At 37.7% G+C, this 24,800-nt stretch carries 27 protein-coding genes; all 27 read right to left on the bottom strand.

Features of this window, described 5'->3' with window-relative positions; translation table 11 throughout:
* Window positions 1-105: 105 nt before the first annotated feature.
* The 27 genes from rseP to CO726_RS03230 all read right to left on the bottom strand — a co-directional run bounded on the left by rseP (window position 106) and on the right by CO726_RS03230 (window position 24,798).
* Entirely contained in the window at window positions 106-1,362 is a 1,257-nt protein-coding gene (gene rseP, locus CO726_RS03360) for an RIP metalloprotease RseP (protein WP_136699343.1), read from the bottom strand.
* Window positions 1,363-1,379: 17 nt separating this feature from the next.
* Window positions 1,380-2,522 (bottom strand): 1-deoxy-D-xylulose-5-phosphate reductoisomerase, encoded by a 1,143-nt coding sequence (dxr, locus tag CO726_RS03355; protein ID WP_016086609.1) that lies wholly within the window; start codon window positions 2,520-2,522, stop codon window positions 1,380-1,382.
* 23 nt (window positions 2,523-2,545) lie between these two features.
* A complete protein-coding gene (cdsA, locus tag CO726_RS03350) occupies window positions 2,546-3,337 on the bottom strand; it encodes a phosphatidate cytidylyltransferase (protein ID WP_098758282.1) in 792 nt (263 codons plus the stop codon).
* Between the two features lie 17 nt (window positions 3,338-3,354).
* Window positions 3,355-4,131, bottom strand: a complete 777-nt coding sequence (gene uppS, locus CO726_RS03345) for an undecaprenyl pyrophosphate synthase (RefSeq protein ID WP_000971299.1) — start codon at window positions 4,129-4,131, stop codon at window positions 3,355-3,357.
* Window positions 4,132-4,216: 85 nt separating this feature from the next.
* Window positions 4,217-4,774 carry a ribosome recycling factor gene (gene frr, locus CO726_RS03340; protein ID WP_000531501.1) on the bottom strand — a complete coding sequence of 186 codons (558 nt, stop codon included), beginning with the start codon at window positions 4,772-4,774 and terminating at the stop codon, window positions 4,217-4,219.
* Window positions 4,775-4,776: 2 nt separating this feature from the next.
* On the bottom strand, window positions 4,777-5,499 hold the full coding sequence (gene pyrH / locus CO726_RS03335; protein WP_000042663.1) for a UMP kinase: 723 nt from the start codon (window positions 5,497-5,499) through the stop codon (window positions 4,777-4,779).
* A gap of 66 nt (window positions 5,500-5,565) precedes the next feature.
* The gene (tsf, locus tag CO726_RS03330) at window positions 5,566-6,453 is read right to left on the bottom strand and encodes a translation elongation factor Ts (protein WP_060631984.1); all 888 of its coding nucleotides are present in this window, start codon (window positions 6,451-6,453) and stop codon (window positions 5,566-5,568) included.
* A gap of 103 nt (window positions 6,454-6,556) precedes the next feature.
* The gene (rpsB, locus tag CO726_RS03325; protein ID WP_000111485.1) at window positions 6,557-7,258 is read right to left on the bottom strand and encodes a 30S ribosomal protein S2; all 702 of its coding nucleotides are present in this window, start codon (window positions 7,256-7,258) and stop codon (window positions 6,557-6,559) included.
* Between the two features lie 349 nt (window positions 7,259-7,607).
* A complete protein-coding gene (codY, locus tag CO726_RS03320) occupies window positions 7,608-8,387 on the bottom strand; it encodes a GTP-sensing pleiotropic transcriptional regulator CodY (protein ID WP_000421288.1) in 780 nt (259 codons plus the stop codon).
* 77 nt (window positions 8,388-8,464) lie between these two features.
* The gene (gene hslU, locus CO726_RS03315) at window positions 8,465-9,856 is read right to left on the bottom strand and encodes an ATP-dependent protease ATPase subunit HslU (RefSeq protein ID WP_000550082.1); all 1,392 of its coding nucleotides are present in this window, start codon (window positions 9,854-9,856) and stop codon (window positions 8,465-8,467) included.
* Between the two features lie 22 nt (window positions 9,857-9,878).
* Window positions 9,879-10,421 carry an ATP-dependent protease proteolytic subunit HslV gene (gene hslV / locus CO726_RS03310; protein ID WP_000526274.1) on the bottom strand — a complete coding sequence of 181 codons (543 nt, stop codon included), beginning with the start codon at window positions 10,419-10,421 and terminating at the stop codon, window positions 9,879-9,881.
* A 42-nt stretch (window positions 10,422-10,463) separates the two neighbouring features.
* Window positions 10,464-11,363 carry a tyrosine recombinase XerC gene (xerC, locus tag CO726_RS03305; protein WP_060631986.1) on the bottom strand — a complete coding sequence of 300 codons (900 nt, stop codon included), beginning with the start codon at window positions 11,361-11,363 and terminating at the stop codon, window positions 10,464-10,466.
* A gap of 65 nt (window positions 11,364-11,428) precedes the next feature.
* The gene (gene trmFO, locus CO726_RS03300; protein WP_098758281.1) at window positions 11,429-12,733 is read right to left on the bottom strand and encodes an FADH(2)-oxidizing methylenetetrahydrofolate--tRNA-(uracil(54)-C(5))-methyltransferase TrmFO; all 1,305 of its coding nucleotides are present in this window, start codon (window positions 12,731-12,733) and stop codon (window positions 11,429-11,431) included.
* 48 nt (window positions 12,734-12,781) lie between these two features.
* A complete protein-coding gene (topA, locus tag CO726_RS03295) occupies window positions 12,782-14,860 on the bottom strand; it encodes a type I DNA topoisomerase (RefSeq protein WP_099683293.1) in 2,079 nt (692 codons plus the stop codon).
* A 144-nt stretch (window positions 14,861-15,004) separates the two neighbouring features.
* Window positions 15,005-15,874, bottom strand: a complete 870-nt coding sequence (gene dprA, locus CO726_RS03290; RefSeq protein ID WP_098758279.1) for a DNA-processing protein DprA — start codon at window positions 15,872-15,874, stop codon at window positions 15,005-15,007.
* Window positions 15,875-15,959: 85 nt separating this feature from the next.
* Entirely contained in the window at window positions 15,960-16,862 is a 903-nt protein-coding gene (gene sucD, locus CO726_RS03285) for a succinate--CoA ligase subunit alpha (RefSeq protein WP_099683292.1), read from the bottom strand.
* Window positions 16,863-16,881: 19 nt separating this feature from the next.
* Window positions 16,882-18,042: an ADP-forming succinate--CoA ligase subunit beta gene (sucC, locus tag CO726_RS03280; protein ID WP_001020785.1), complete on the bottom strand. Its 1,161-nt coding sequence runs from the start codon at window positions 18,040-18,042 to the stop codon at window positions 16,882-16,884.
* Between the two features lie 193 nt (window positions 18,043-18,235).
* Window positions 18,236-19,009, bottom strand: coding sequence for a ribonuclease HII (locus CO726_RS03275; RefSeq protein WP_099683291.1), 774 nt, complete (start codon window positions 19,007-19,009; stop codon window positions 18,236-18,238).
* Between the two features lie 52 nt (window positions 19,010-19,061).
* The gene (ylqF, locus tag CO726_RS03270; protein WP_099683290.1) at window positions 19,062-19,952 is read right to left on the bottom strand and encodes a ribosome biogenesis GTPase YlqF; all 891 of its coding nucleotides are present in this window, start codon (window positions 19,950-19,952) and stop codon (window positions 19,062-19,064) included.
* Window positions 19,953-19,972: 20 nt separating this feature from the next.
* A complete protein-coding gene (gene lepB, locus CO726_RS03265) occupies window positions 19,973-20,524 on the bottom strand; it encodes a signal peptidase I (RefSeq protein ID WP_098758275.1) in 552 nt (183 codons plus the stop codon).
* A 101-nt stretch (window positions 20,525-20,625) separates the two neighbouring features.
* Entirely contained in the window at window positions 20,626-20,970 is a 345-nt protein-coding gene (rplS, locus tag CO726_RS03260) for a 50S ribosomal protein L19 (protein WP_001186516.1), read from the bottom strand.
* A 146-nt stretch (window positions 20,971-21,116) separates the two neighbouring features.
* Entirely contained in the window at window positions 21,117-21,851 is a 735-nt protein-coding gene (gene trmD / locus CO726_RS03255; protein ID WP_098758274.1) for a tRNA (guanosine(37)-N1)-methyltransferase TrmD, read from the bottom strand.
* Window positions 21,851-22,366 carry a ribosome maturation factor RimM gene (gene rimM / locus CO726_RS03250; protein WP_099683289.1) on the bottom strand — a complete coding sequence of 172 codons (516 nt, stop codon included), beginning with the start codon at window positions 22,364-22,366 and terminating at the stop codon, window positions 21,851-21,853. Before rimM ends, trmD begins: the two co-directional genes overlap by 1 nt.
* Before the next feature lie 121 nt (window positions 22,367-22,487).
* On the bottom strand, window positions 22,488-22,715 hold the full coding sequence (locus tag CO726_RS03245) for a KH domain-containing protein (RefSeq protein ID WP_000737397.1): 228 nt from the start codon (window positions 22,713-22,715) through the stop codon (window positions 22,488-22,490).
* A gap of 14 nt (window positions 22,716-22,729) precedes the next feature.
* The gene (rpsP, locus tag CO726_RS03240) at window positions 22,730-23,002 is read right to left on the bottom strand and encodes a 30S ribosomal protein S16 (RefSeq protein ID WP_000268750.1); all 273 of its coding nucleotides are present in this window, start codon (window positions 23,000-23,002) and stop codon (window positions 22,730-22,732) included.
* A 101-nt stretch (window positions 23,003-23,103) separates the two neighbouring features.
* The gene (gene ffh, locus CO726_RS03235) at window positions 23,104-24,453 is read right to left on the bottom strand and encodes a signal recognition particle protein (RefSeq protein ID WP_000863460.1); all 1,350 of its coding nucleotides are present in this window, start codon (window positions 24,451-24,453) and stop codon (window positions 23,104-23,106) included.
* A 12-nt stretch (window positions 24,454-24,465) separates the two neighbouring features.
* On the bottom strand, window positions 24,466-24,798 hold the full coding sequence (locus CO726_RS03230) for a putative DNA-binding protein (RefSeq protein ID WP_000891061.1): 333 nt from the start codon (window positions 24,796-24,798) through the stop codon (window positions 24,466-24,468).
* Between the last annotated feature and the right edge of the window lie 2 nt (window positions 24,799-24,800).

Raw genomic sequence — 24,800 nt, 5'->3', positions numbered from 1 at the left:
TCGCACCTCTTCATTTTACTCTTACACGCAGTAAAACCCCTCACCTCGAGTTAGGTGAGGGATTTTATTCTACGAGCTCTATTTCATTATAAGTTTCACTTTATTTTACAAGAAAAACTTACGAATGTCATTCCAAGTTACAACTAACATAAGTAACATTAATAATGCAAAACCAATAAAGTGAACCATTCCTTCTTTTTGGCGATCAATTGGCTTCCCGCGTAACGCTTCAATTAAGAAGAAGAACAAACGTCCACCGTCTAAAGCAGGAACTGGTAGTAAATTAAATAAACCAAGGTTAATACTTAAAACTGCCGCTAAACTTAATACACGCGTAAATCCATAATCTACAACTTGATCTGTTAGATTATAAATCCCTACTGGACCTGATAATTCATTAATAGAGAATTGACCAGTTACTAATTTTACAAGAGACTCAAAAATTAGTTTCGTCCATTGATATGTTTGTTCAAAACCTGATTTAATAGAACCCATTACTGTTTTCTCTACAGGAGAGTAAACACCAATTCTACCAACTTCTTCTTTACCTTCTTTATCAAGCGTTGGCGTTACTTTTACATTAAACTGTTCATTATCACGCTTTACTTGTAACGTGATTTCTTTATTTGGGTTTTCACGTACAATGGTAACAACATCTTTCCATGTACTTGTGTTTTTACCATCAATTGCTTGAATTGTATCATTTTCTTTTAATCCAGCTTGCTGTGCTGCACTATTCTCCATCACTTTTCCGACCATTGGCTTGTCAACGGGAACACCTTGTACAAATCCAAGAATCACAAAAATAACAAATGCTAAAATGAAGTTCATTGCAGGACCTGCAAAGATCGTTAAAGCACGTTGACCCAATTTCTTAGAGCCAAACTGCCTATCATACGGAGCAATTTGAATTTCTTCACCAGCAGTAATAATACGAGCCTTTTCATTCACTCGGAATGTTTGAAGCTCTTCCTCGTACTCTTCATAGCCCGAAATTGTTAGATTGTGCTCTAAATCAGCTTGTTCGACTTCAATAACGCGAACATTTGGATATTTTTCATATCCATCAAAAACTAATTTTGCAACTTCGTCTTTTTCATTTAATACAAGGCCAACTTTTTTCCCAGGCTTTAACTCAACTGTATCTGCATCCTCGCCAGCCATTCTTACATAGCCACCAAGGGGCAGTAATCGAATCGTATACACCGTTTCATTCTTTTCAAAATAGAATATTTTCGGACCAAAACCAATCGCAAACTCACGGCATAAAATACCTGCTCTTTTTGCGAAATATAGATGCCCTAGCTCATGGAAAAATACGAGTGCACCGAAAATTAATATAAAGGCAATCGCTGTATTCAATTCCATAACCACCTTTGCTAAATTTGTTCCATCACAAACCGTCTTGTGGCTGCATCAATTTCCAAAATTTCCTCTAAGCTCGGACGTGCAATGACATTGTGATGGTTCATTGCTTTTTCAATGAGGTCTTCCACTGTTAAGAAACCAATTCTCTTTTGTAAAAAAGCTTCAACAGCTACTTCATTTGCTGCATTCATTACAGCTGGCATACTGCCACCTGCTTTTCCAGCTTCATACGCAAAACGCAAGCAGCGGAAACGTTCTTGGTTCATTTTCTCAAAATGCAATGTACCCATTTCCCATAAATTTAACTGCTTTGTGTCTGAAAGAGGTAATCGATCAGGATATGTAAGTGCGTATTGAATTGGTACTCGCATATCAGGTGAGCCAAGCTGTGCCATCACACTACGATCTTCAAATTCAACCATAGAATGAATAATACTTTCTTTATGTAAAACAACATCGATTTGCTCATAAGGGATACCAAAAAGCCAATGTGCTTCAATTACCTCTAGCCCCTTATTCATCATTGTAGCAGAATCAATTGTAATTTTCGAACCCATTGACCAGTTTGGATGTCGAAGCGCATCTTCTACGGTCACATGATGCAATTCATCTCTCGTTTTATCACGGAAACTTCCACCAGAAGCCGTAATAATTAATCGAGAAATTCTTTTTTCATTTTCACCATTCAAACATTGAAAAATAGCTGAATGTTCACTATCTACTGGAAGTAACGAAACATTATGTTTTCGCGCCGCTTCCATTACAAGATGCCCTGCAGTTACTAACGTTTCTTTGTTTGCAATTCCAATTGTTTTTTTCGCCTCAATTGCACGAAGTGTTGGTAACAACCCTACGCTACCTACAACAGCATTTACTACAATCTCCGCATCTGGATGTAATGCTACTTCTAAAAGCCCTTCACTACCATATACAATTTTTGTATTACCAGAAACAGCTTGTAGTTTTAAAACATCTTCCTCTCTTTGCACAGAGACGATTTGCGGAGAAAATTCTTGAATTACCTTTACTGCGTAGTCAATATTTTTCCCTACAGAAAAAGCAACGAGACGGAATTGGTCTGGGTGCGAGCGTAATACATCTAAAGTTTGTGTACCAATTGATCCGCTTGCACCTAATAAACTAATGTTTTTCATGACTCCAACCCCTCGTTCGTTCATTAATTATATTGTAATAAGAAGTAGAGAATTGGTAAAACGAATAACCAACTATCTGTTCGATCTAATATACCACCATGTCCAGGTAAAATTGTACCTGAATCTTTTACGCCATAATGACGCTTAAATGCAGACTGTACTAAATCACCAATTTGTCCAAAAACAGAAATGATAATTGTCAACACAATTAAAATTCCTACATTTGCTTCAACAGGGAAGAACATGTTGTAAACAAGCGCAACCACAACTCCACAAACGATGCCGCCTAATGAACCTTCAATCGTTTTATTTGGACTAATTTCTGGCCATAATTTTCTTTTTCCTAATGCTTTTCCTACGAAATATGCGCCTGAATCAGTAGCCCATATAACAAATAATGCGCAAAACACATATTTAATTCCTAATATTCTCGTTTCATTCAGGTATAAGAATCCCATTGCAACATATGTTGTTGCCATTAGTAAAAATGAAGCATTGTCAAATGTAAATGTATTCTTAGAAAGGACTGTATATGATAAAAGTAATAAAACAATCACAAATGTGATTTCTAATTTACCTAATCCAATCCGTGTAAACAGTTCCGATGCACTACTTGGAATTAAAATAACCCACAATAATACTATAGCTAAAACTGTTGGTACTGAAATAAGCGTAAGCTTATTCATACGAATTAATTCATATAAACCTATAGAAGCCAGTGCATACACTAAAACCGTAAAAGGCACGCCACCGTAAATTACGATGGGAATGAATAGCGCGGCAGCAACCACTCCAGTAATAATTCTCTGTTTCACTACCAAACCCTCTCTTTCTACACGCCTCCGAATCTGCGCCCTCTATGTTGAAAGTCTGTAATCGCATTTAGCAAATGTTCTTCAGTAAAGTCTGGCCAATACACATCTGTAAACCAAAATTCTGAATATGCAATTTGCCATAACATGAAATTACTAATACGTAACTCTCCACTTGTACGGATTAACAACTCAGGATCAGGTAAAGAACTCGTCATTAAGTAAGAAGAAAGCATTTCTTCACTTACATCTTCAACACGAACTTTTCCTTCCTCACTATCTTTCATCATATGTTGCACAGCAGAAACGATTTCATCTCGACTTCCATAGTTTAACGCGAAATTAAGAATTAATCCCGTATTCTCTTTCGTATCTTCCATGGCCTTCTCCATCGCTCTGCGTGTATGCGTAGGAAGACGATCTTGTTGCCCTATTACTCGGACTTGTACGTTCTCTTCAATCAATTCTGGTAAAAATGTACCTAAAAATTCTTCTGGAAGCTTCATTAAATAATCAACTTCCTTTTTCGGTCTTTTCCAGTTCTCAGTTGAAAAAGCATAGAGAGTTAACACTTTCACATTAAGTTTACTTGCAAATTTTGTAATTTTCTTTACAACTTGCATACCTTCATGATGTCCCGCAATACGAGGCATTGCTCTCCTCTTCGCCCATCTTCCATTACCATCCATAATAATAGCAATATGTTCTGGGATGTATCCTTTTTTCACTTCTTCAACGAGATGATCAAACGATGTGTCCTTTTTACCTTTAAAAAAAGGAAAGTTTTTAAACATCATTCATACCCTCCAGCAAGCAGACGTATGCCTAAAAGTGTAAAAAGACCCCCTTAAGAAGAGGGTCATATTTGCGAAAGTATCGCTATTACACTTCCATGATTTCTTTTTCTTTGTTTTTTGCGATTTCGTCAACTTTTGCAATATATTTATCTGTTTCTTTTTGGATATCTTCAGTATATCCTCTTAAATCATCTTCTGTAATCTCACCAGCTTTTTCAAGCTTCTTAAGATCATCGTTACCGTCACGACGTACGTTACGAACAGCAACTTTTGCTTCTTCAGCATATTTTTTCACAACTTTTACAAGATCACGACGACGCTCTTCTGTTAATGCAGGGAATGCAATACGAATTACAGTTCCATCATTAGAAGGGTTTAAGCCTAAATCTGCTTTTAAAATTGCTTTTTCGATATCACCGATAGAAGTTTTATCATAAGGTTGAATTACTAGTAAACGTGCTTCTGGAACTGTAATGTTCGCTAATTGCACAACAGGTGTTGGTGCACCATAGTAATCAACTTGTACTTTATCTAATACAGACGCGTTTGCACGGCCAGCACGAACTGTTGCTAATTCACGAGAATAAGCAGCAACTGCTTTTTCCATTTTTTCATTTGAAGACTTCAATACTTGTTGTCCCATATTTATTTCCCCCTTACAACTGTTCCAATATTTTCGCCTAAAACGGCACGTTTAATATTACCTTTTTCCATAACTGAGAATACAATTAATGGAATATCATTATCCATACATAAAGAAGAAGCCGTAGAATCCATTACACCTAAACCTTCTTTTAATACATCTAGGTAAGTAAGGGTTTCGTATTTCGTAGCTGTTGGGTCAATAGATGGATCTGCATTATATACGCCATCCACATTATTTTTCGCCATTAAGATAACATCAGCTTCGATTTCAGCTGCGCGTAATGCTGCCGTTGTATCTGTAGAGAAGTAAGGGTTACCTGTACCTGCTGCAAAGATAACAACACGCTTCTTCTCTAAGTGACGAACTGCTTTACGACGAATGTAAGGTTCTGCCACTTGACGCATTTCAATTGAAGTTTGTACGCGAGTTTGAATTCCAATATTCTCCAAGCTATCTTGAAGAGCTAAAGAATTCATAACTGTAGCTAACATGCCCATGTAATCTGCTCCTGCACGATCCATGCCCATTTCACTTCCAATTTTTCCACGCCAAATGTTACCGCCACCGACAACAACAGCAACCTCTACATCTAGTTCTGCAATTTCTTTCACTTGTTCCGCAACTGACTTAATAACAGCTGGGTTAATTCCAAATCCTTGCTCGCCAGCTAAAGCTTCTCCACTCAGCTTTAAAACGACACGATTATATTTCGGTTTACTCATAATGAACCTCCAATTGCTTACATCTTTATTTTAAAAAAGGGAACACAATGTGTTCCCTAATCTGTATTAGTTACTACCTTTTACTTGGTTCATTACTTCTTCAGCAAAGTTGTCTTCGCGTTTTTCGATACCTTCACCAACAGCGTAGCGAACGAATCCTTTTAATGTTCCGCCTTTAGACTCAACGAACTGACGAACTTTCATATCAGGGTTTTTAACGAATGCTTGGTCAAGTAAGCAAATTTCTTCGAAGAATTTGCCAAGACGGCCTTCAACCATTTTTGCAACGATTTTTTCAGGCTTGCCTTCGTTTAATGCTTGTTGTGTTAATACTTGACGCTCATGCTCAACTTCTTCAGCTGTTACAGCATCGCGGTCGATGTATTTAGGGTTAACTGCAGCGATGTGCATTGCAACATCTTTAGCAGCTGCTTCATCAGTAGAACCTTCAAGAACTGTTAGAACACCGATGCGTCCACCCATGTGTAGGTAAGCACCGAATGCGTCTGCATCAGTTTTTGATACGATTTCGAAACGACGAAGTGTAAGTTTTTCACCAATTTTAGCGATAGCTTCGTTGATGTGCTCTTCAACTTTTTTACCGTTTTCCATTGTTTGAGCCATAGCTTCTTCAACGTTAGCTGGTTTGTTAGTTAATAAGTGAGCAGCTAATTCTTTAATTAATGTTTGGAAACCTTCGTTTTTCGCAACGAAATCAGTTTCAGAGTTTAATTCTAAGATTAAACCGTCGTTACCGTTTGTTTCGATGAAAGTTAAACCTTCAGCAGCGATACGATCTGCTTTTTTAGCAGCTTTCGCGATACCTTTTTCACGTAAGAAGTCAATTGCCTTCTCCATGTCGCCGTTTGTTTCTGTTAAAGCTTTTTTGCAGTCCATCATACCTGCGCCAGTTTTTTCACGTAATTCTTTTACCATTTGTGCAGTGATTGCCATACTTTTCATCCTCCTAAAATATGTATTTATACCTTTTATAAAGGTGTTTATACCTTAAAAAAGGTGATAAAAGGCCGAACCCCTTATCACCTTTCCAACTTTGTTACGCAGTAACAGTTTCTTCACCTTGTTTTGCTTCAAGGATTGCGTCTGCCATTTTAGATGTAAGAAGTTTTACAGCACGAATTGCATCATCGTTTGCTGGGATAACGTGATCGATTTCGTCTGGATCACAGTTTGTATCAACGATACCGATGATTGGAATGTGTAATTTGCGTGCTTCCGCAACTGCAATACGCTCTTTACGAGGGTCTACTACGAATAATGCACTTGGAAGACCTTTCATATCTTTAATACCGCCTAAGAATTTCTCAAGACGCTCTAACTCTTTTTTAAGTTGAACAACTTCTTTCTTAGGTAGTACTTCGAAAGTACCGTCTTCTTGCATTCTTTCGATGTCTTTAAGGCGCTTGATACGCTTTTGGATTGTTTGGAAGTTTGTTAAAGTTCCACCTAACCAACGTTGGTTAACGAAGTACATACCAGCACGAGTTGCTTCTTCTTTAATAGCTTCTTGTGCTTGTTTTTTAGTACCTACGAATAAGATGTCTCCGCCTTCAGCAGCGATGTCGCGCATCGTTCTGTAAGCTTCCTCAACTTTTTTCACAGTTTTTTGTAAGTCGATGATGTAGATACCGTTACGCTCTGTGAAAATGTAACGCTTCATTTTTGGGTTCCAACGACGAGTTTGATGTCCGAAATGAACACCAGCTTCAAGCAATTGCTTCATAGAAATTACTGACATAATATAGTTCCTCCTAAATGGTTTTTGATATCCTCCGTTTACTTCATCTCTAAGCGAAACTACAAACGTAGCACCAACACTTAAATCAGTAAACGTGTGTACTTTGTACTGACACCACTGCTTACTATATCATACTGAAATATTACAAGCAAGTCGAAAATGCGAACAATGTAAAACTTTCTTTGTTCATACTCGAATTCTAGTATTACCAACCTGCATTTCTTTTAAGCAAAAAAGAGAAATTCAATTCATAGCTTTTCCAAAAACACGATTATGACGCTATTTACAAACAACATCAATCTTTTATATACAAAAAACTCTCCTCAAAAAATGAGGAGAGTTTTATAAATTAGTTTGTTTTTAATTTAGCAAGTTCATGTAAGAATTTGTCGTTTAATACTTTAATGTATGTTCCTTTCATACCTAAAGAACGCGACTCAATTACACCAGCACTCTCTAATTTACGAAGTGCATTTACGATTACAGAACGAGTGATTCCTACGCGGTCAGCGATTTTACTTGCAACAAGTAAACCTTCTGTTCCATTTAACTCTTCGAAGATGTGCTCGATTGCTTCTAACTCACTGTAAGATAATGAGCTGATTGCCATTTGAACAACAGCTTTACTACGTGCTTCTTCTTCGATTTCTTCTGCTTTTTCACGTAAAATTTCCATACCTACAACAGTCGAGCTGTACTCAGCAAGAATTAAATCATCATCTAAGAACTCTTGACCAAGACGAGCTAACACTAGTGTACCTAGACGCTCACCGCCACCAACGATCGGTACGATTGTTGTTAAACCTTGACCAAATAATTCTTTATTCTCTACTGGGAATGCTGTGTAAGCACTGTTTACATCTAAGTTTGAAGATGTTTCTGTAATGTTGAATAAGCTTTGTGTATACTCTTCTGGGAATTGACGCTCTGCAAGCATTTGTTTCATACGCTCGTTCTCAATTTGTTGGTGAATTGCATAACCTAGTAATTTACCACGACGGCTTACTACGAATACGTTCGCTTCGATTACTTCACACATTGTGTCAGACATTTCTCTAAAGTTTACAGGCTTTCCTGCTGCGCTCTGTAATAACGCATTTAATTTTCTTGTTTTTGCTAATAATTCCATTTCAAAAGTTCCTCCTACATGTTACTCACATATTTTTTCATCACTTGGAAACTAGGGCGAGTCACCTGATGACACTATTACAAAATAAACTGGCTCACATCTTTATTTTTAGCAATCGTTGCTAATTTCTCCTCAACGTATTGAGGTGTTATCGTTATTTTCTCTAACGTAATTTCAGATGCTTCAAACGATAAATCTTCAAGGAGCTTCTCCATAATCGTATGAAGTCTTCTTGCTCCAATATTATCTGTATCCTGATTAACTTGATAAGCAATCTCAGCAATCTTACGAATAGCTTCGTCTGAAAATTCAATTTCTATACCTTCAGTCGCTAATAAAGCCATATATTGTTTAATTAACGCATTGTCAGGCTCGATTAATATTTTAACAAAATCATCCGTCGATAATTTTGTTAATTCTACTCGAATTGGAAATCTCCCTTGCAATTCCGGAATTAAATCCGACGGTTTAGACATATGAAACGCTCCAGCTGCAACGAATAAAATATAATCCGTTTTTACTGATCCGTATTTTGTCGCAACATTCGATCCTTCTACAATTGGTAAAATGTCACGTTGCACACCTTCCCGTGATACATCTACGCTATTCGACTGCTTACCAGCAATTTTGTCAATTTCATCGATAAAAATAATCCCGAGCTGTTCAGCACGATAAACAGCCTCTTGTGTAACTTCATCCATATCAATTAAGCGCTGTGCTTCCTCATTTGTCAAGACTTTTCTTGCTTCTTTTACAGAAAGTTTACGTTTTTTTGTTTTTTTCGGCATAAAACTTCCTAATGCATCTTGGAAATTCATTCCCATTTGTTCCATGCCAGTTCCTTGTAACATATCGAACATGGAAGACTGTTGCTCAGTCACTTCAATCGATACAATTTCATCTTCAAGAAGTCCCGCAGCAAGCTTTCTTTCCACATCTTGGCGTTTCTTTTCAATTTCAACATCTTCCTGTGAATCAGTTGTTTGATTTGAATTTTGAGCGCCACCAAATAGCATTTCTAATGGGTTTTTAAATCCAGATTGTTTCTCTGGACTTGGTACTAAAATTTCAACAAGACGTTGATTCGCTTGTTCCTCTGCTTTGTCTTGCACTTTAACTACCATTTCTTCTTTAACGATACGAACTGACGTTTCTACAAGATCACGTACCATCGATTCTACATCTCTACCTACATATCCAACTTCTGTAAATTTGGTAGCTTCCACCTTAATAAAAGGTGCTCCAACGAGTTTCGCCATTCGTCGTGCTACCTCTGTTTTACCAACACCTGTCGGTCCAATCATTAAAATATTTTTAGGTGCAATTTCATCACGTAGATTTTCAGCTAATTTACTTCGGCGGTATCGATTTCTTAAAGCTACAGCAACCGCTTTCTTCGCATCTTTTTGACCGATAATGTATTGATCTAATTTTTCCACAATTTGACGCGGAGTAAAATGTAAATGCATATAAAATGCCTCCCTTACGATTCTACAATTCTTCCACAATTATGTTGTGGTTTGTATAAACACAAATATCGCCAGCAATTTCTAAACTCGCTTTCGCAATTTGCTTCGCCGTTAAATGTTCACTTGCATATTGTTTTAAAGCACGACCTGCTGAAAGCGCATAATTCCCGCCAGATCCAATTGCTAAAATGCCATCATCCGGTTCAATTACTTCTCCTGTACCTGAAACAAGGAGCATCGTTGTTTTATCCATGACAATGAGCATCGCTTCTAGCTGACGCAACATTTTGTCGCCACGCCATTGTTTCGCCATCTCAACAGCAGCACGTTGCAAGTTCCCATTGTACTCTTCTAATTTCCCTTCAAACATTTCAAAAAGAGTAAAAGCGTCAGCAACCGAACCTGCAAAACCAGCTAAAACTTTCCCTTGGAAAAGTCTACGAACTTTACGAGCTGTATGTTTCATTACAACAGCATTTCCCATTGTCACCTGGCCATCTCCAGCCATTGCACATTCTCCATTATGATGAACTGCAAATATCGTTGTAGCGTGGAAATTTCCCATAGAAAAAACTCCTTTATATGTTTTTATAGCTTTAAAAGCAATTTATGCCCGTGGGTGATGCTTCATGTAGACAGAACGCAATCTTTCTTTAGAAACATGCGTATAAATTTGTGTCGTCGACAAATTCTCATGACCGAGTAGCTCCTGTACAGTACGTAAATCTGCCCCTTCATCTAACATGTGTGTAGCAAATGTATGCCTTAACATATGGGGACTTATCCGCATTGTCAGTGAAGCCTTCTTAATGAGTTCATTCAATACATAACGTACTCCTCGACTTGTCAGCGGCGTGCCTTTCGCATTTAAAAATACCATATGAGAATGTTCTTCAGTTTTTTGAGCTAACTGTTTTCTCCCGTTCTCTATATAAGTAATTAAAGCATCTTGTGCATAGCTTCCGAACGGAATATACCTTTGCTTTTTTCCTTTTCCCATAACTAAAATTGTTCCCACCGCGAAGTCAATATCGGTAAGTTGTAAATTGACACATTCACTCACACGGATCCCAGTCGCATACATCAACTCTAATAAAGCTTGATTCCTTTGACCTAGCGGTGTTTCCGTGTCAGAAACTTCAAACAATTCCTCTAATTCTTCAGCATATAAAAACTTTGGGATTGACAATTCTTTTTTGGGGAGTGACGCAAGTGCAAACGGATTATCTTTCCGATAACCTTCACGCATCAAAAAACGATATAAACTTCGTAAGCTTGATACTTTTCTTGCGACAGATTTACGGGCTAACTTTTCATCGTGCAACGTAGTTAAGTACAAACGAACATCCGCGTATGTAATATCTAAAAAAGAGGATATGCCTTCTCGCTCCATAAATTGCACAAAATGTTCTAAATCATTTTGATAACTTGCAATTGTATATTTTGAATAATTTCTTTCAATTTGTAAATATCCAACGAATAATTGTAACAATTTCTTCACATTCACACAATTCACCTCAATAAAGGCTACTAAATCGTATCACAACTTAGTAGCCTTTGCAAGAAATTTAACTAAATATTTACAAAATTTTGAATCGTTTCTAAAGCGCGTGTTGCATAGGCTTCATTACGTTCTGCTTTTTTCTTAATTTTCTTCTCTAGCGGTGCAAACAATCCGAAGTTTGCATTCATTGGTTGGAAGTTCTTCGCGCTTGTCGCAGTAATATAATTCGCCATACTTCCCATTGCAGTTACAGGCGGTAATACAACCGGCTCTTCGCCTTTTACAAGTCGAGCAGCGTTAATACCTGCTAGCAATCCTGAAGCTGCCGATTCAACATATCCCTCTACTCCAGTCATTTGACCGGCAAAGAATAAATCATCACGTTGTTTATATTGATATGTTGGACGAAGTAAGTTAGGTGAATTAATAAACGTATTACGATGCATTACACCATAACGTACAATCTCTGCGTTTTCCAACCCTGGAATCAACTGTAACACTTCTTTTTGTGGTCCCCACTTTAAATGCGTTTGGAAACCTACGATATTGTATAGCGTTCCTGCTGCATCATCTTGACGTAACTGAACAACAGCATATGGCGTTTTCCCTGTTTTCGGATCTTCTAATCCAACAGGTTTCATCGGTCCAAATACTAGCGTCTGTCTTCCTCTGCTTGCCATAACTTCTACCGGCATACAACCTTCAAAGAAAATTTCTTTTTCAAATTCTTTTAAAGGTACTGTTTCAGCAGCGATTAAAGCCTCGTAAAAACGGTCAAATTCCTCTTCCGTCATTGGGCAGTTTAAATATGCCGCTTCACCTTTATCGTAACGAGATTTTAAATACACTTTATTCATATCAATGCTGTCTTTCTCAACAATCGGCGCTGCAGCATCATAGAAATAAAAATAGTCTTCACCCGTTAATTCTTTTAATTGTGCAGCAAGATCAGGAGATGTAAGTGGACCTGTCGCAATAACAGTCGGCCCTTCTGGAATTTCAGTGATTTCTTCATTCATCACAGTTACGTTCGGATGATTTTTCACATATTCCGTTACTTTTGCTGCAAATTCATGACGATCTACAGCTAAAGCCCCTCCTGCTGGTACAGAGCACTCATCAGCTGCACGAATAATAACAGAATCCATTAAGCGCATTTCTTCTTTAATAACACCAACAGCATTGGTTAATGTGTTTGCGCGAAGCGAGTTACTACATACTAACTCTGCAAATTTATCTGTGTGATGAGCTGGCGTTTGCCTTACCGGTCTCATTTCATATAATCTTACTTGGACACCACGTTTTGCAATTTGGTAAGCTGCTTCACTTCCTGCAAGACCTGCGCCAATGACGTTTACTACTTGTGTTGTCATATATATCACCTTTCCTTTTCTTCCCGAAAAAAATGTGAGCAGTTACGCTCACATTTGTTGTTCTTCTTCATAATCACACGAAATACATTGTACTTGCACGCCTTTTTTCAACTTCTTCTCTACAAGCATACCTTCGCACTTCGGACATTTACGGCCAATCGGCTTATCCCAAGATACAAAGTCACACTCTGGATACGTACCGCACCCATAGAAAAGACGTTTCTTTTTATTACTACGACGTTCAATAATTTGACCTTTATCACATTTCGGACAAGTAACACCGATTTCTTTCACAATCGGTTTTGTATTTCGACAATCTGGGAAATTTGAGCAAGCCATAAATTTCCCGTATTTACCCATTTTAAAGACCATTGGGTGATTACATAATTCACAGTCTTCCCCAGCTGGTTCATCTTTAATTTCCACTTCGCGCATTTCTTTTTCCGCTTTTTCTAAACGCGGTTCAAAGCCTACGTAGAAATCATCAACAATTTTTACCCAATTCGCATTTCCTTCTTCTACTTCATCAAGACTTTGCTCCATGTTAGCAGTAAATTCAATGTTAATAATTTCTGGGAAAAACTCTAAAATAAGTTCAATTACGATTTCACCAAGTTCAGTTGGAACGAAGCGTTTATTATCCAAACCTACGTATCCACGTTTTTGAATCGTTTCAAGTGTCGGTACGTAAGTCGACGGTCTTCCAATTCCAAGCTCTTCAAGTGTTCTTACTAGACGAGCCTCTGTATAGCGTGGCGGAGGTTGCGTAAAGTGTTGCTTCGGTTCTAAGTCCTTCGAAAATACTGTTTCCCCTACTTCTAAAGGTGGTAACATCTTATCCTTTTCTTCAGCCCCGTCATCTTTCGACTCTACATACACTTTCATAAATCCTGGGAACTTTACAACTGATCCACTTGCACGGAACTGAACATTGTTATTAATGAGTCTCGCTGTCACAGTATCCATTATAGCAGACGCCATTTGACTTGCAACAAATCGCTCCCAAATCAATTTATACAATCGAAGTTGATCACGACTTAAGAAACTCTTTAGTTCCTCTGGCTTTCTCATTACCGAAGTAGGACGAATCGCCTCATGCGCATCTTGTGCGTTTGACTTTTTCGTTTCTTTCTTCTTTTCTGTTCCTATGTATTCCGCACCAAACGCCTCAGTAATGTAAGTACGCGCTTCTGTTTGAGCTGTTTCTGAGATACGTGTTGAGTCAGTTCTCATATACGTAATAAGACCTACAGTTCCTTGTTTTCCAAGATCGATCCCTTCATACAATTGCTGCGCAAGCATCATTGTTTTCTTTGCTCGCATGTTTAACTTACGCGCTGCCTCTTGTTGCAAGGATGATGTTGTAAATGGTAATGCAGGATTACGTTTTCGCTCTTTTCGCGTTACATTTTCAACTGAAAACGCATTATCTTTCAGCTGTTCAATTATTTCATTCACTTGCGTTTCATTCGTTAATTGAACTTTTTCACCATCTACACCGTAAAAGCTTGCTTCAAATGTGTCTTTCCCTTTCACAAATTCTGTCTTAATTGTCCAGAATTCTTCAGGCTCAAAATTTTGAATTTCTCTTTCACGTTCGATAATTAAACGAACTGCTACAGATTGTACGCGTCCTGCACTTAATCCTTTTTTTACTTTCTTCCATAATAAAGGACTAATATTGTAACCAACAAGACGATCTAGTATACGTCTTGCTTGTTGTGCATCTACTAAATCCATATTAATCGCACGAGGATGTTTAAATGATTCTTTTATTGCATCTTTTGTAATCTCATTAAACACAACTCGGCAATCTGATTCAACGTCCACATTTAACGTATTTGCTAAATGCCAAGCAATTGCTTCCCCTTCGCGGTCTGGATCGGCCGCGAGATAGACTTTCTTTGCTTTTTTTGCCGCTGATTTTAAGTCTTTTAAGACGGGACCTTTACCACGAATGGTAATATACTTCGGGGTGAAGTTGTTCTTTACTTCTATCCCCATTTGGCTTTTAGGTAAATCGCGAACGTGCCCCATAGACGCGACAACTTTGTATTTTTTCCCTAAATATTTCTCAATGGTCTTCGCCTTAGAAGGCGACTCCACGATTACGAGGTAATCTGACATGCTAGTGCCTCCTTAAGAGGTGGATTCAAGTCTTCATTAATCTTATTGATTTCTCTTGTTTTTGTCAATCAAGAATGAATATACCATACAGTGCCTATCTACCATTTGTCAATAATTGTTTAATAAAAACATAAAAATATAAGGTTAATTTAAAATCTCTTCTAGGATATCTTCTGCATTTCTTACTAGTTTCGCCCCTTGTTGAATTAGATGATTTGTTCCTGATGCACTCTCTATAAATATCGGTCCAGGAAGTGCAAATACCTCTCTATTTTGCTCTAAAGCAAGGTCCGCAGTAATAAGTGTGCCACTTCTCGATTTCGCTTCTACAACTAAAACACCTTTACTTATACCACTAATAATTCGGTTCCTTTTTGGAAAATACCATTTTTTCGGTGCGTAGTGCGGAGGATACTCTGTTAATAACAATATATATTCATTCCACGCTTCGTATAAAAACCGATTCTCTTTTGGATATATATACGATAATCCATGTCCTAGTATCGCAATAGTCGGGCAATGCCGCCTTACTGTAATTTCATGAGACATCGTATCTATCCCTCTTGCAAATCCACTGACAATAAGCCATTCCTTTTCTAATAATGGATGTAAAATAAATTTTAAACTCTCCTGTCCATATAAAGTCGGTTCTCTCGTTCCAACAACCGCTAATTTGTTCGCTTTATTAAGAAAATCCTTCTCCCCTTTTCCATATAACACAAAGGGGGGATCTTGTATTTCACGTAATAATTGCGGATAATCTTCATCCCATATAGTCGTATAAAAGATTCGATTTTTCTCTAAGTAAGATATATATTGCGGGAGATTTGAATTTTGAAGAAAATTCACTAATTCTGAAGATTTCTTCGAGGATATTCCAGTGTAATATTCAATTTGTTTTGCATTAAACGTGTATATTCCCTTCAATTCCGGATCGACATATAATAGTCTTTCCATCGCCTTCCAATGATCTGCTAACAAGTAATGAAGATGTAATAATCGTTCTCTTTTCATCTCGATTCTCCTTACCCATAATTTTTATTATGTAAACAAGAAGTGTAAAAAGACACCTTCAAACAAGAAGGTGTCTTTCAAAAGATTAGTAGTTTTTACAAGTCTCAAATAGACCTTTTTCTTTTAAGACAGAGATTAGCGTTTCACCCATAACCGCTGGAGTTTCCGCTACTTTAATACCACAAGCTTCCATCGTTTTAATCTTTTCAGCAGCAGTTCCTTTGCCACCAGAAATGATTGCCCCAGCATGGCCCATACGTTTGCCAGCAGGCGCTGTTTGGCCACCAATGAAGCCTACAACAGGTTTTGTCATATTAGCTTTCACCCATTGAGCTGCCTCTTCTTCCGCTGTACCGCCGATTTCACCAATCATAATTACAGCATGTGTTTCTTCATCTTCATTAAATGCTTTTAACGCATCAATAAAGTCTGTACCATTAACAGGGTCCCCACCGATACCTACAGCAGTAGATTGGCCAATACCTTCTTGTGTTAACTGATGTACAGCCTCATACGTTAATGTACCAGAGCGAGATACAATACCTACATGCCCCTTTTTATGAATATACCCTGGCATAATACCAATTTTACATTCATCAGGCGTAATAACACCAGGACAGTTTGGTCCAAGTAAACGTGTATGTTTACCAGCCATATATCTCTTTACGTTAACCATATCTAATACAGGAATTCCTTCAGTAATACATACTACTAAATCAATTTCTGCATCCACTGCTTCCATAATTGCATCAGCCGCAAAAGCGGGTGGAACGTATACAACTGAAGCGTTTGCGCCTGTTGCCTTCACTGCATCTTCTACAGTATCAAATACTGGTACACCTTCAATATCAGTGCCACCTTTACCTGGCGTTACACCACCGACAATTTTCGTACCGTATTCAATCATTTGTTTTGTGTGGAATAATCCTTGAGAACCTGTAATACCCTGAACAATAACTTTTGTATCTTTATTAACTAATACGCTCATTTTTCTCCCCCGCTTTCTATTAGCCCACTAGTGAAACAATTTTTTGTGCACCGTCTGCCATAGATTCTGCTGCAACAATATTTAAGCCAGACTCATTTAAAATTTTCTTACCTAACTCTACGTTTGTACCTTCAAGACGTACAACTAAAGGCAATTCAAGACCTACTTGTTTCGTTGCTTCAATAACACCTTCTGCAATAACATCACACTTCATAATGCCACCAAAAATATTAACGAAGATACCTTTTACATTTTTGTCAGAAAGGATAATTTTGAATGCTTCTGTAACTTTTTCAGCTGTCGCACCGCCACCAACATCTAAGAAGTTAGCTGGATCGCCATGGTAATGTTTAATGATATCCATTGTAGCCATCGCTAAACCTGCACCATTAACCATACAACCGATATTTCCATCTAAAGGAATGTAGTTTAAGTCATATTTAGAAGCTTCAATTTCTTTTGCATCTTCTTCATCAAGGTCACGAAGTTCTAAAATGTCTTTATGGCGATATAAAGCATTAGAATCAAAGTTTAATTTCGCATCTAATGCCATAACTTTACCATCACCTGTTGTAACAAGTGGGTTAATCTCCGCGATAGAGCAATCTTTTTCAATAAATGCACGGTATAAGCCCATCATAAACTTCACAGCTTGTCCTACAAGCTCTTTTGGAATATTGATGTTAAATGCAATTCGACGCGCTTGGAATCCTTGTAAACCTACTGCTGGATCAATATATTCTTTAAAGATTTTTTCAGGTGTTTTTTCTGCTACTTCTTCAATTTCTGTTCCGCCTTCTTCAGACGCCATTAAAACAACTTGAGAAGTTGCACGATCTAAAACAAGACCTACATAATATTCTTTTTTAATATCGCAACCTTCTTCGATAAGTAAGCGTTTTACTTCCTTACCTTCAGGACCTGTTTGATGTGTCACAAGTGTAGTTCCTAAAATGCTCTCTGCATATGTACGAACTTCATCTAAATTTTTTGCAACTTTTACTCCGCCAGCTTTGCCGCGTCCACCAGCGTGAATTTGTGCTTTTACTACACATACATCCGTTCCTAATTCTTTCGCTGCTTCTACAGCTTCTTCTACTGTAAATGCAACCTTCCCGTTCGGAACGCTAACCCCATAGCTTCTAAGGACTGCCTTACCTTGGTACTCATGGATATTCATGGTCCCATCCTCCCCTGTTTTCCTGTTTTACTCGAAAAGTTTTTTAATGTTTAAAAAACATTACATTGCCATTGTATAAGATGATTGGCACGCTGTCTACAATAAAGTGTCAGAAAACTGAAATCGCTTTATTCTTTTTTGAAAATAGTAATGTTTATATGTCAAAATAAAAAATAAGCTGTGAAAACACAGCTTATTTTTGAATCATATCTTTAATTGGTGCAAACGATTTCCGATGTTCTTCTAATACTCCGTGCGCTTCAATCGCTTCTAAATGTTGTTTCGTTCCATATCCCATATGTTGTCCAAATCCATATGCAGGATACTTTTCTCCAAGCTCTTTCATCATACGATCTCTTGTTACTTTCGCAATAATGGATGCAGCTGAAATAGAAATACTTTTCGCATCACCTTTAATGATAGATGTTTGCGGAATTGGTGTAGGAAGTTTCATTGCATCAATTAATAAATATTGTGGTGTACAAGATAAATTCGCAACAGCATCTAACATCGCTTGTTTCGTCGCTTGATAAATATTTATCTCATCAATAACTTGTGGTGATACAATTCCAACTCCAATCGCAATTGCTTGTGCTTTAATTTCATCATAAAAACGCTCTCGCTTCGCCTCACTCAGCTTTTTCGAATCATTTAACCCTGGAATATAAAAATCTTCCGGAAGGACAACAGCTGCCGTCACGACAGGCCCAGCTAGCGGTCCACGACCTACTTCATCTATACCTGCAATATATGTGTGGCCTTTTTCACGTAACGCATTTTCATACTTGGACATTTCTAGAAATTTTTCTTTTTCCTTTTGTGCTAACTCTTTTTGTTTATACCACTTCAAAATGAGTTTTTGTACCCCTTTTCGCTCATCTTTCATTAATACTTGAAAGCGGTCGTCCTTTTCACTCATAATTTCTTGCAGCAAATTTTTCGCTTCTTGAATCGTCACTTTTTGCATTCACGTACACTCCCTTTATATACAAAAAAGAAAAGACGTACAAACGCACGTCTTATACTTCTTCTATTTTTTCTACATCTTCTGTCTGCTCTGCAAACTCTTCTGGTGTTTCAAACGTCATTTTCCCAAGTCTGCCACCACGAAGCTCACGAAGTACAAGCTCAGATGTTTTATCATAATCAATCATTCCGCCGCCCATTAAACAGCCTCTATTTTTTCCAATTGCATCGAATAACTCCACAATATCTTCTGGAATGTCATTTAAATTATAGCGCTCTTTCAAACGTTCTGGATAATGTTTCTCCATAAAGCGTAGTGCATAAACAGCTACATCTTGTAGATTTAAAATAGAGTCTTTAATTGCGCCAGTCGTAGCTAGACGTAAACCAACTAATTCATCTTCAAATTTAGGCCATAAAATACCAGGTGTATCTAACAGTTCCATTTCTTTCCCAACCTTAATCCACTGTTGAGCTGTTGTCACACCGGGACGATCTCCTGTTTTAGCAATATTTTTCTTCGCTAACTTATTAATTAACGTAGATTTACCAACATTCGGTATACCTACAATTAATGCACGAATCGCTCTTGGTCTAATACCTTTTGCAACCATTTTATCAAATTTTTCTTTCACCAACACTTTACAAGCCGCAGCAATTTCCTTCATACCTTGTCCAGCTTGTGCATTAATTGAAATTGCCATATGGCCTTTTTCTTTAAAATATGCGATCCATTGCTTCGTTAAACGATCATCTGCCATATCTGCTTTATTTAAAACAACAAGCCTCGGTTTATGTGTAATAATCTCATCGATCATTGGATTTCGAGAAGATAAAGGTAATCGAGCATCTACAAGCTCAATTACAACATCAATTAACTTTAATTTTTCTGTTACTTGGCGTCTAGCCTTTGCCATATGTCCCGGGAACCATTGAATTACCATGTTGCCACCTTCTTTTTCTTTTATTTCACAATACGTGCATCTTTTAACGGCCAATATAGGACATTTGCTTTTCCAATTACTTGGTCCATTGAAATTGTACCAATCGAACGACTATCTTTACTAAAACGACGATTATCGCCTAAAACAAATAATTGACCTTCTGGAACAGTTTTCTTCCCTGTCATTTCTTCAAGAGTAAAATCATATGTAAGCGGTCCGTCAGCAATTTGTTTTTTCTGCTTGTCTAAATACGGCTCCTCATAAGGCTTTCCGTTAACATATAGTTTGTCATTACGATACTCTATTTCATCGCCTGGCAGGCCGATAATACGTTTAATATAATCTTTATCTTCCGTTGCTCGAAATACAATAATATCAAATCGTTTTGGATCTCCTATGTGATAACCAATTTTATTGACAATCATTCGATCGCGATCATGTAAAGTAGACGCCATCGATACTCCATCTACGAGAATTGGCGCAAAGAAAAACTGTCTAATAACACCCGCTAATACAACAGCAATCAAAATTGCCTTGATCCATTCCCAAAGTGAACTCTTTTCTTTCTTCATGCATTTCCCCTCCACGATTATGTAAGCTGCTCGTATTATATCAAAATTTTATATAGATTGGAAAAAGGGAGCTTGTGCATTTACAAGCTCCCATACATGTCTTATCGAATTTCTTTAATACGTGCTTTTTTACCGCGAAGGTTACGTAAGTAGTATAACTTAGCACGACGTACTTTACCACGGCGAAGTACTTCGATTTTCGCGATTCTTGGCGTGTGAACTGGGAATGTACGCTCAACACCTACACCGTAAGAAATCTTACGAACTGTGAATGTTTCACTGATTCCGCCACCACGACGTTTGATTACAACACCTTCGAAAAGCTGAATTCTTTCACGAGTTCCCTCAACTACTTTTACGTGTACACGTAAAGTGTCTCCAGGACGGAATGAAGGAAGGTCAGTTTTTAATTGGCCTTTTGTAATTTCTGCGATTAATTGTTGCATATTAAATTCTCTCCTTTAAACAGATGCTCTTATAAAGTCTAAATAAATTACAGCGGAACATCGTTAATACGGCCACTGATTTCAGCAGCACAAGTGTTATAATAGCATATTGCTAGGCCTGTTGCAATAGAAAATATATCAAGCCCTTATTTGCCTTCTTTAATCTGTTCTAGCCATTTCTTTTCTTGCTTAGACAATTCTCGTTCTTCCAATAAATCAGGTCTACGCGTGTACGTACGACGTAGTGATTCTTTATGTCGCCATTCATCAATATTTTTATGATTTCCTGACATTAATACATCCGGCACTTTCATACCACGAAAATCAGCTGGACGTGTATAATGAGGATGCTCTAATAAACCTGTACTAAACGAATCCTCGACTTGTGAAGCATGATTTCCTAGTACTCCTGGCAAGAGACGTACGACACTATCAGTGATAACCATAGAGGCTAACTCTCCACCCGTTAATACGTAGTCACCAATAGAAATCTCATCTGTTACGAGATGTTCACGAATTCGTTCATCGTAACCTTCATAATGACCACACACAAAAATAACATGCTCTTCTTTTGCAAGCTCTTCTGCCTTCTTCTGCGTAAAACGCTCTCCTTGTGGACACATTAAGACAACTCTCGGTTTACGCTCTGTCTCTTTCGTTAAATCTTCTACAGCATCAAAAATAGGCTGAGGGGTTAATACCATCCCAGCGCCACCACCATACGGATAATCATCTACGCTATTATGCTTACTCGTTGTATAATCGCGGAAATTGACAACACGAAGCTCTACCGCTTCTTTTTCTTGTGCCTTCTTTAAAATTGAAGATCCAAACACACCCGTAAACATATCTGGAAACAATGTTAAAATGTCAATTTTCATTATAGCAACCCTTCCATTACATGAATGGTTACTAATTTATTCTCAATGTTAACTTGAAGTACAACATCATCAATATAAGGAATTAACAGATCTTGACCTTTTGGACGTTTAATTACCCAAACATCATTTGCACCAGGAGATAAAATTTCTTTTATTGTTCCTAACGCTTCTCCTTCCACCGTTACAACACTGCAACCAATAATTTCATGGTAGTAGTATTCACCTTCAGCTAGTTCTCCTAACTGCTCTTCTGGTACTTTTATTAAAGAACCTTTGAACTTCTCTACTTCATCTACATTGTTGTATCCTTCAAATGTTAATAAATCAAATGTCTTATGTTGACGATGAGAAGTTATCTTCACCGGAAGATAGTCTGTACTTTTCTCATTCGATATGTATAAAGTGTTTCCTACTTTATATCGCTCTTCTGGAAAATCAGTACGAGAAATAACACGAATTTCTCCTCTTACGCCATGAGTATTTACAATTTTCCCTACATTAAACCACTTTGTCATAAACAGTATGTCACCCCTGGTTTCTATATAATTTAAGCATCTCCATTTCACATATGGAACATGCAATTTCTCTTTAAATGTTAAAAAAGGGAGAGGAATTAACTCCTCGCCCTTTTTACGTTTATTGAATTTCCAGTGTTACTTTCTCATCATTATGATGTCCCACTGAATACAAGAGCATTCGAATTGCTTTCGCAACTTTCCCTTGCTTTCCAATGACTTTTCCAACATCCTCAGGATGTACAGTTAATCGATACTTTATCTCTCCGTTGTAAAGTTCCTGTGTAACTTTTACATCTTCAGGATGATCGACAAGAGGCTTGACAATCGTCTCGACTAACTTCTTCATAGTCATTGCCTCAATTACTTACCTTGTTTAGATAAGTGGAATTTCTCCATGATACCTTGGTTAGAGAATAAGTTACGAACTGTATCAGATGGTTTAGCACCATTTCCTAACCATTTTAATGCTGCTTCTTCGTTGATCTTAACTTCAGCTGGTTGAGCAACCGGATTGTAAGTACCGATTTCCTCAATGAAACGTCCGTCACGAGGAGAACGAGAATCTGCAACAACTACACGATAGAAAGGAGTTTTTTTAGCTCCCATACGTTTTAAACGAATTTTAACTGCCATTTATAAAGCACCTCCGAATTTATTTCACACAGATAATTATATTAGCAAAAAGACTATTGCTTTGTAAAGTATTTTTTCTTAACAGAGCCATCTTTTTTTCCTTACATGAATGGAAACTTCAATCCACCTAGTCCTTTTTTCTTACCTTTTTGCATTCCCGTCATCGTCTTCATCATCTTTTTCATATCATCAAATTGCTTGATTAGACGATTGATTTCTTGTACCGTTGTACCGCTACCTTTGGCAATGCGCTTTTTGCGACTAGCATTGATTATTTCCGGTTGTTCTCGCTCTAATTTAGTCATAGAACGAATAATTGCCTCAATATGCCCAATTTGTTTTTCATCAACTTGTGCATTTTTCAGCCCTTTAATTTTATTTGCACCAGGAAGCATTCCTAACAATTCGTCAAGCGGTCCAAGTTGACGCACTTGTCCAAGTTGTTCTAGGAAATCATCAAGCGTAAACGAAAGCGTACGCATTTTTTGCTCAAGTTCTTTTGCTTTCTCTTCATCGACTGTAGCTTGCGCTTTTTCAATTAATGTTAAGACGTCTCCCATCCCTAAAATACGGGATGCCATACGCTCTGGATGGAACGCTTCAATTGCATCTAGTTTTTCACCCATACCAGCAAATTTAATCGGTGTATTTGTTACCGCCTTAATAGATAATGCCGCACCACCGCGCGTATCACCATCTAATTTCGTTAATACAACACCTGTTAAACCTAACTGTTCATGGAAACTTTGTGCAACATTTACCGCGTCTTGTCCCGTCATCGCATCGACAACAAGGAAAATTTCATCCGGTTTCGCAACTTCTTTCACTTTCGCTAATTCATCCATTAGCTCTTCATCAATATGCAGGCGACCTGCTGTATCGATTAAAACATAATCGTGATGATCTTCTTTTGCTTTTGCAATCGCTTGTTTCGCAATTTCAACAGGACTTACTTGATCTCCTAAAGAGAATACAGGCATGTCCAATTGCTTCCCTAATGTTTCAAGCTGTTTAATAGCTGCTGGACGGTAAATATCCGCTGCAACAAGCATTGGTTTACGATTATGCTTTTTACGCAGTAAATTCGCAAGTTTACCTGTTGTCGTCGTTTTACCCGCACCTTGCAGACCAACCATCATTATAACAGTCGGTGGCTTATTAGCAACAGCAATTTTGCTTTGCTCTCCGCCCATAAGTTCTGTAAGTTCTTCCTGTACGACTTTAATTACTTGTTGTCCAGGTGTCAAACTTTTCATTACATCTTGTCCGACAGCACGTTCAGACACACGCTTTACAAAATCTTTTACTACTTTAAAGTTAACGTCCGCTTCTAAAAGAGCTAGACGAACTTCTCTCATCATTTCTTTCACATCGGCTTCAGAAACTTTTCCTTTGCCGCGGATTTTTTGCATTGTCTGTTGAAGTCGGTCGGCTAATCCTTCAAATGCCATATTGCCGCCCTCCTAATCTAATTTTTCGATAGCTTCAACAACTTGTTTCATTTCTTCATTCACATGCTCTTCTTCGCTGATTAGCTGTTTTAGCTTTGCAACAAGTCGCTGTCGCTCTTGAAACTTTTGAAGTAATACTAATTTATCTTCATATTCTTCAAGCATCGCTTCAGTCCGTTTAATGTTATCATACACGGCTTGGCGACTTACATCAAATTCTTCCGCAATTTCACCAAGAGATAAATCATCTAGATAATAAAGCGACATATAACTTCTCTGTTTTTGCGTTAACAACGATTGATAAAAATCAAATAAATAGTTCATTCTCGTTGTTTTTTCGAGCATGT

It is taken from the genome of Bacillus fungorum, from assembly GCF_002746455.1.
Classification (GTDB): domain Bacteria; phylum Bacillota; class Bacilli; order Bacillales; family Bacillaceae_G; genus Bacillus_A; species Bacillus_A fungorum.
This window is presented reverse-complemented; position numbering and strand designations above follow the sequence as displayed.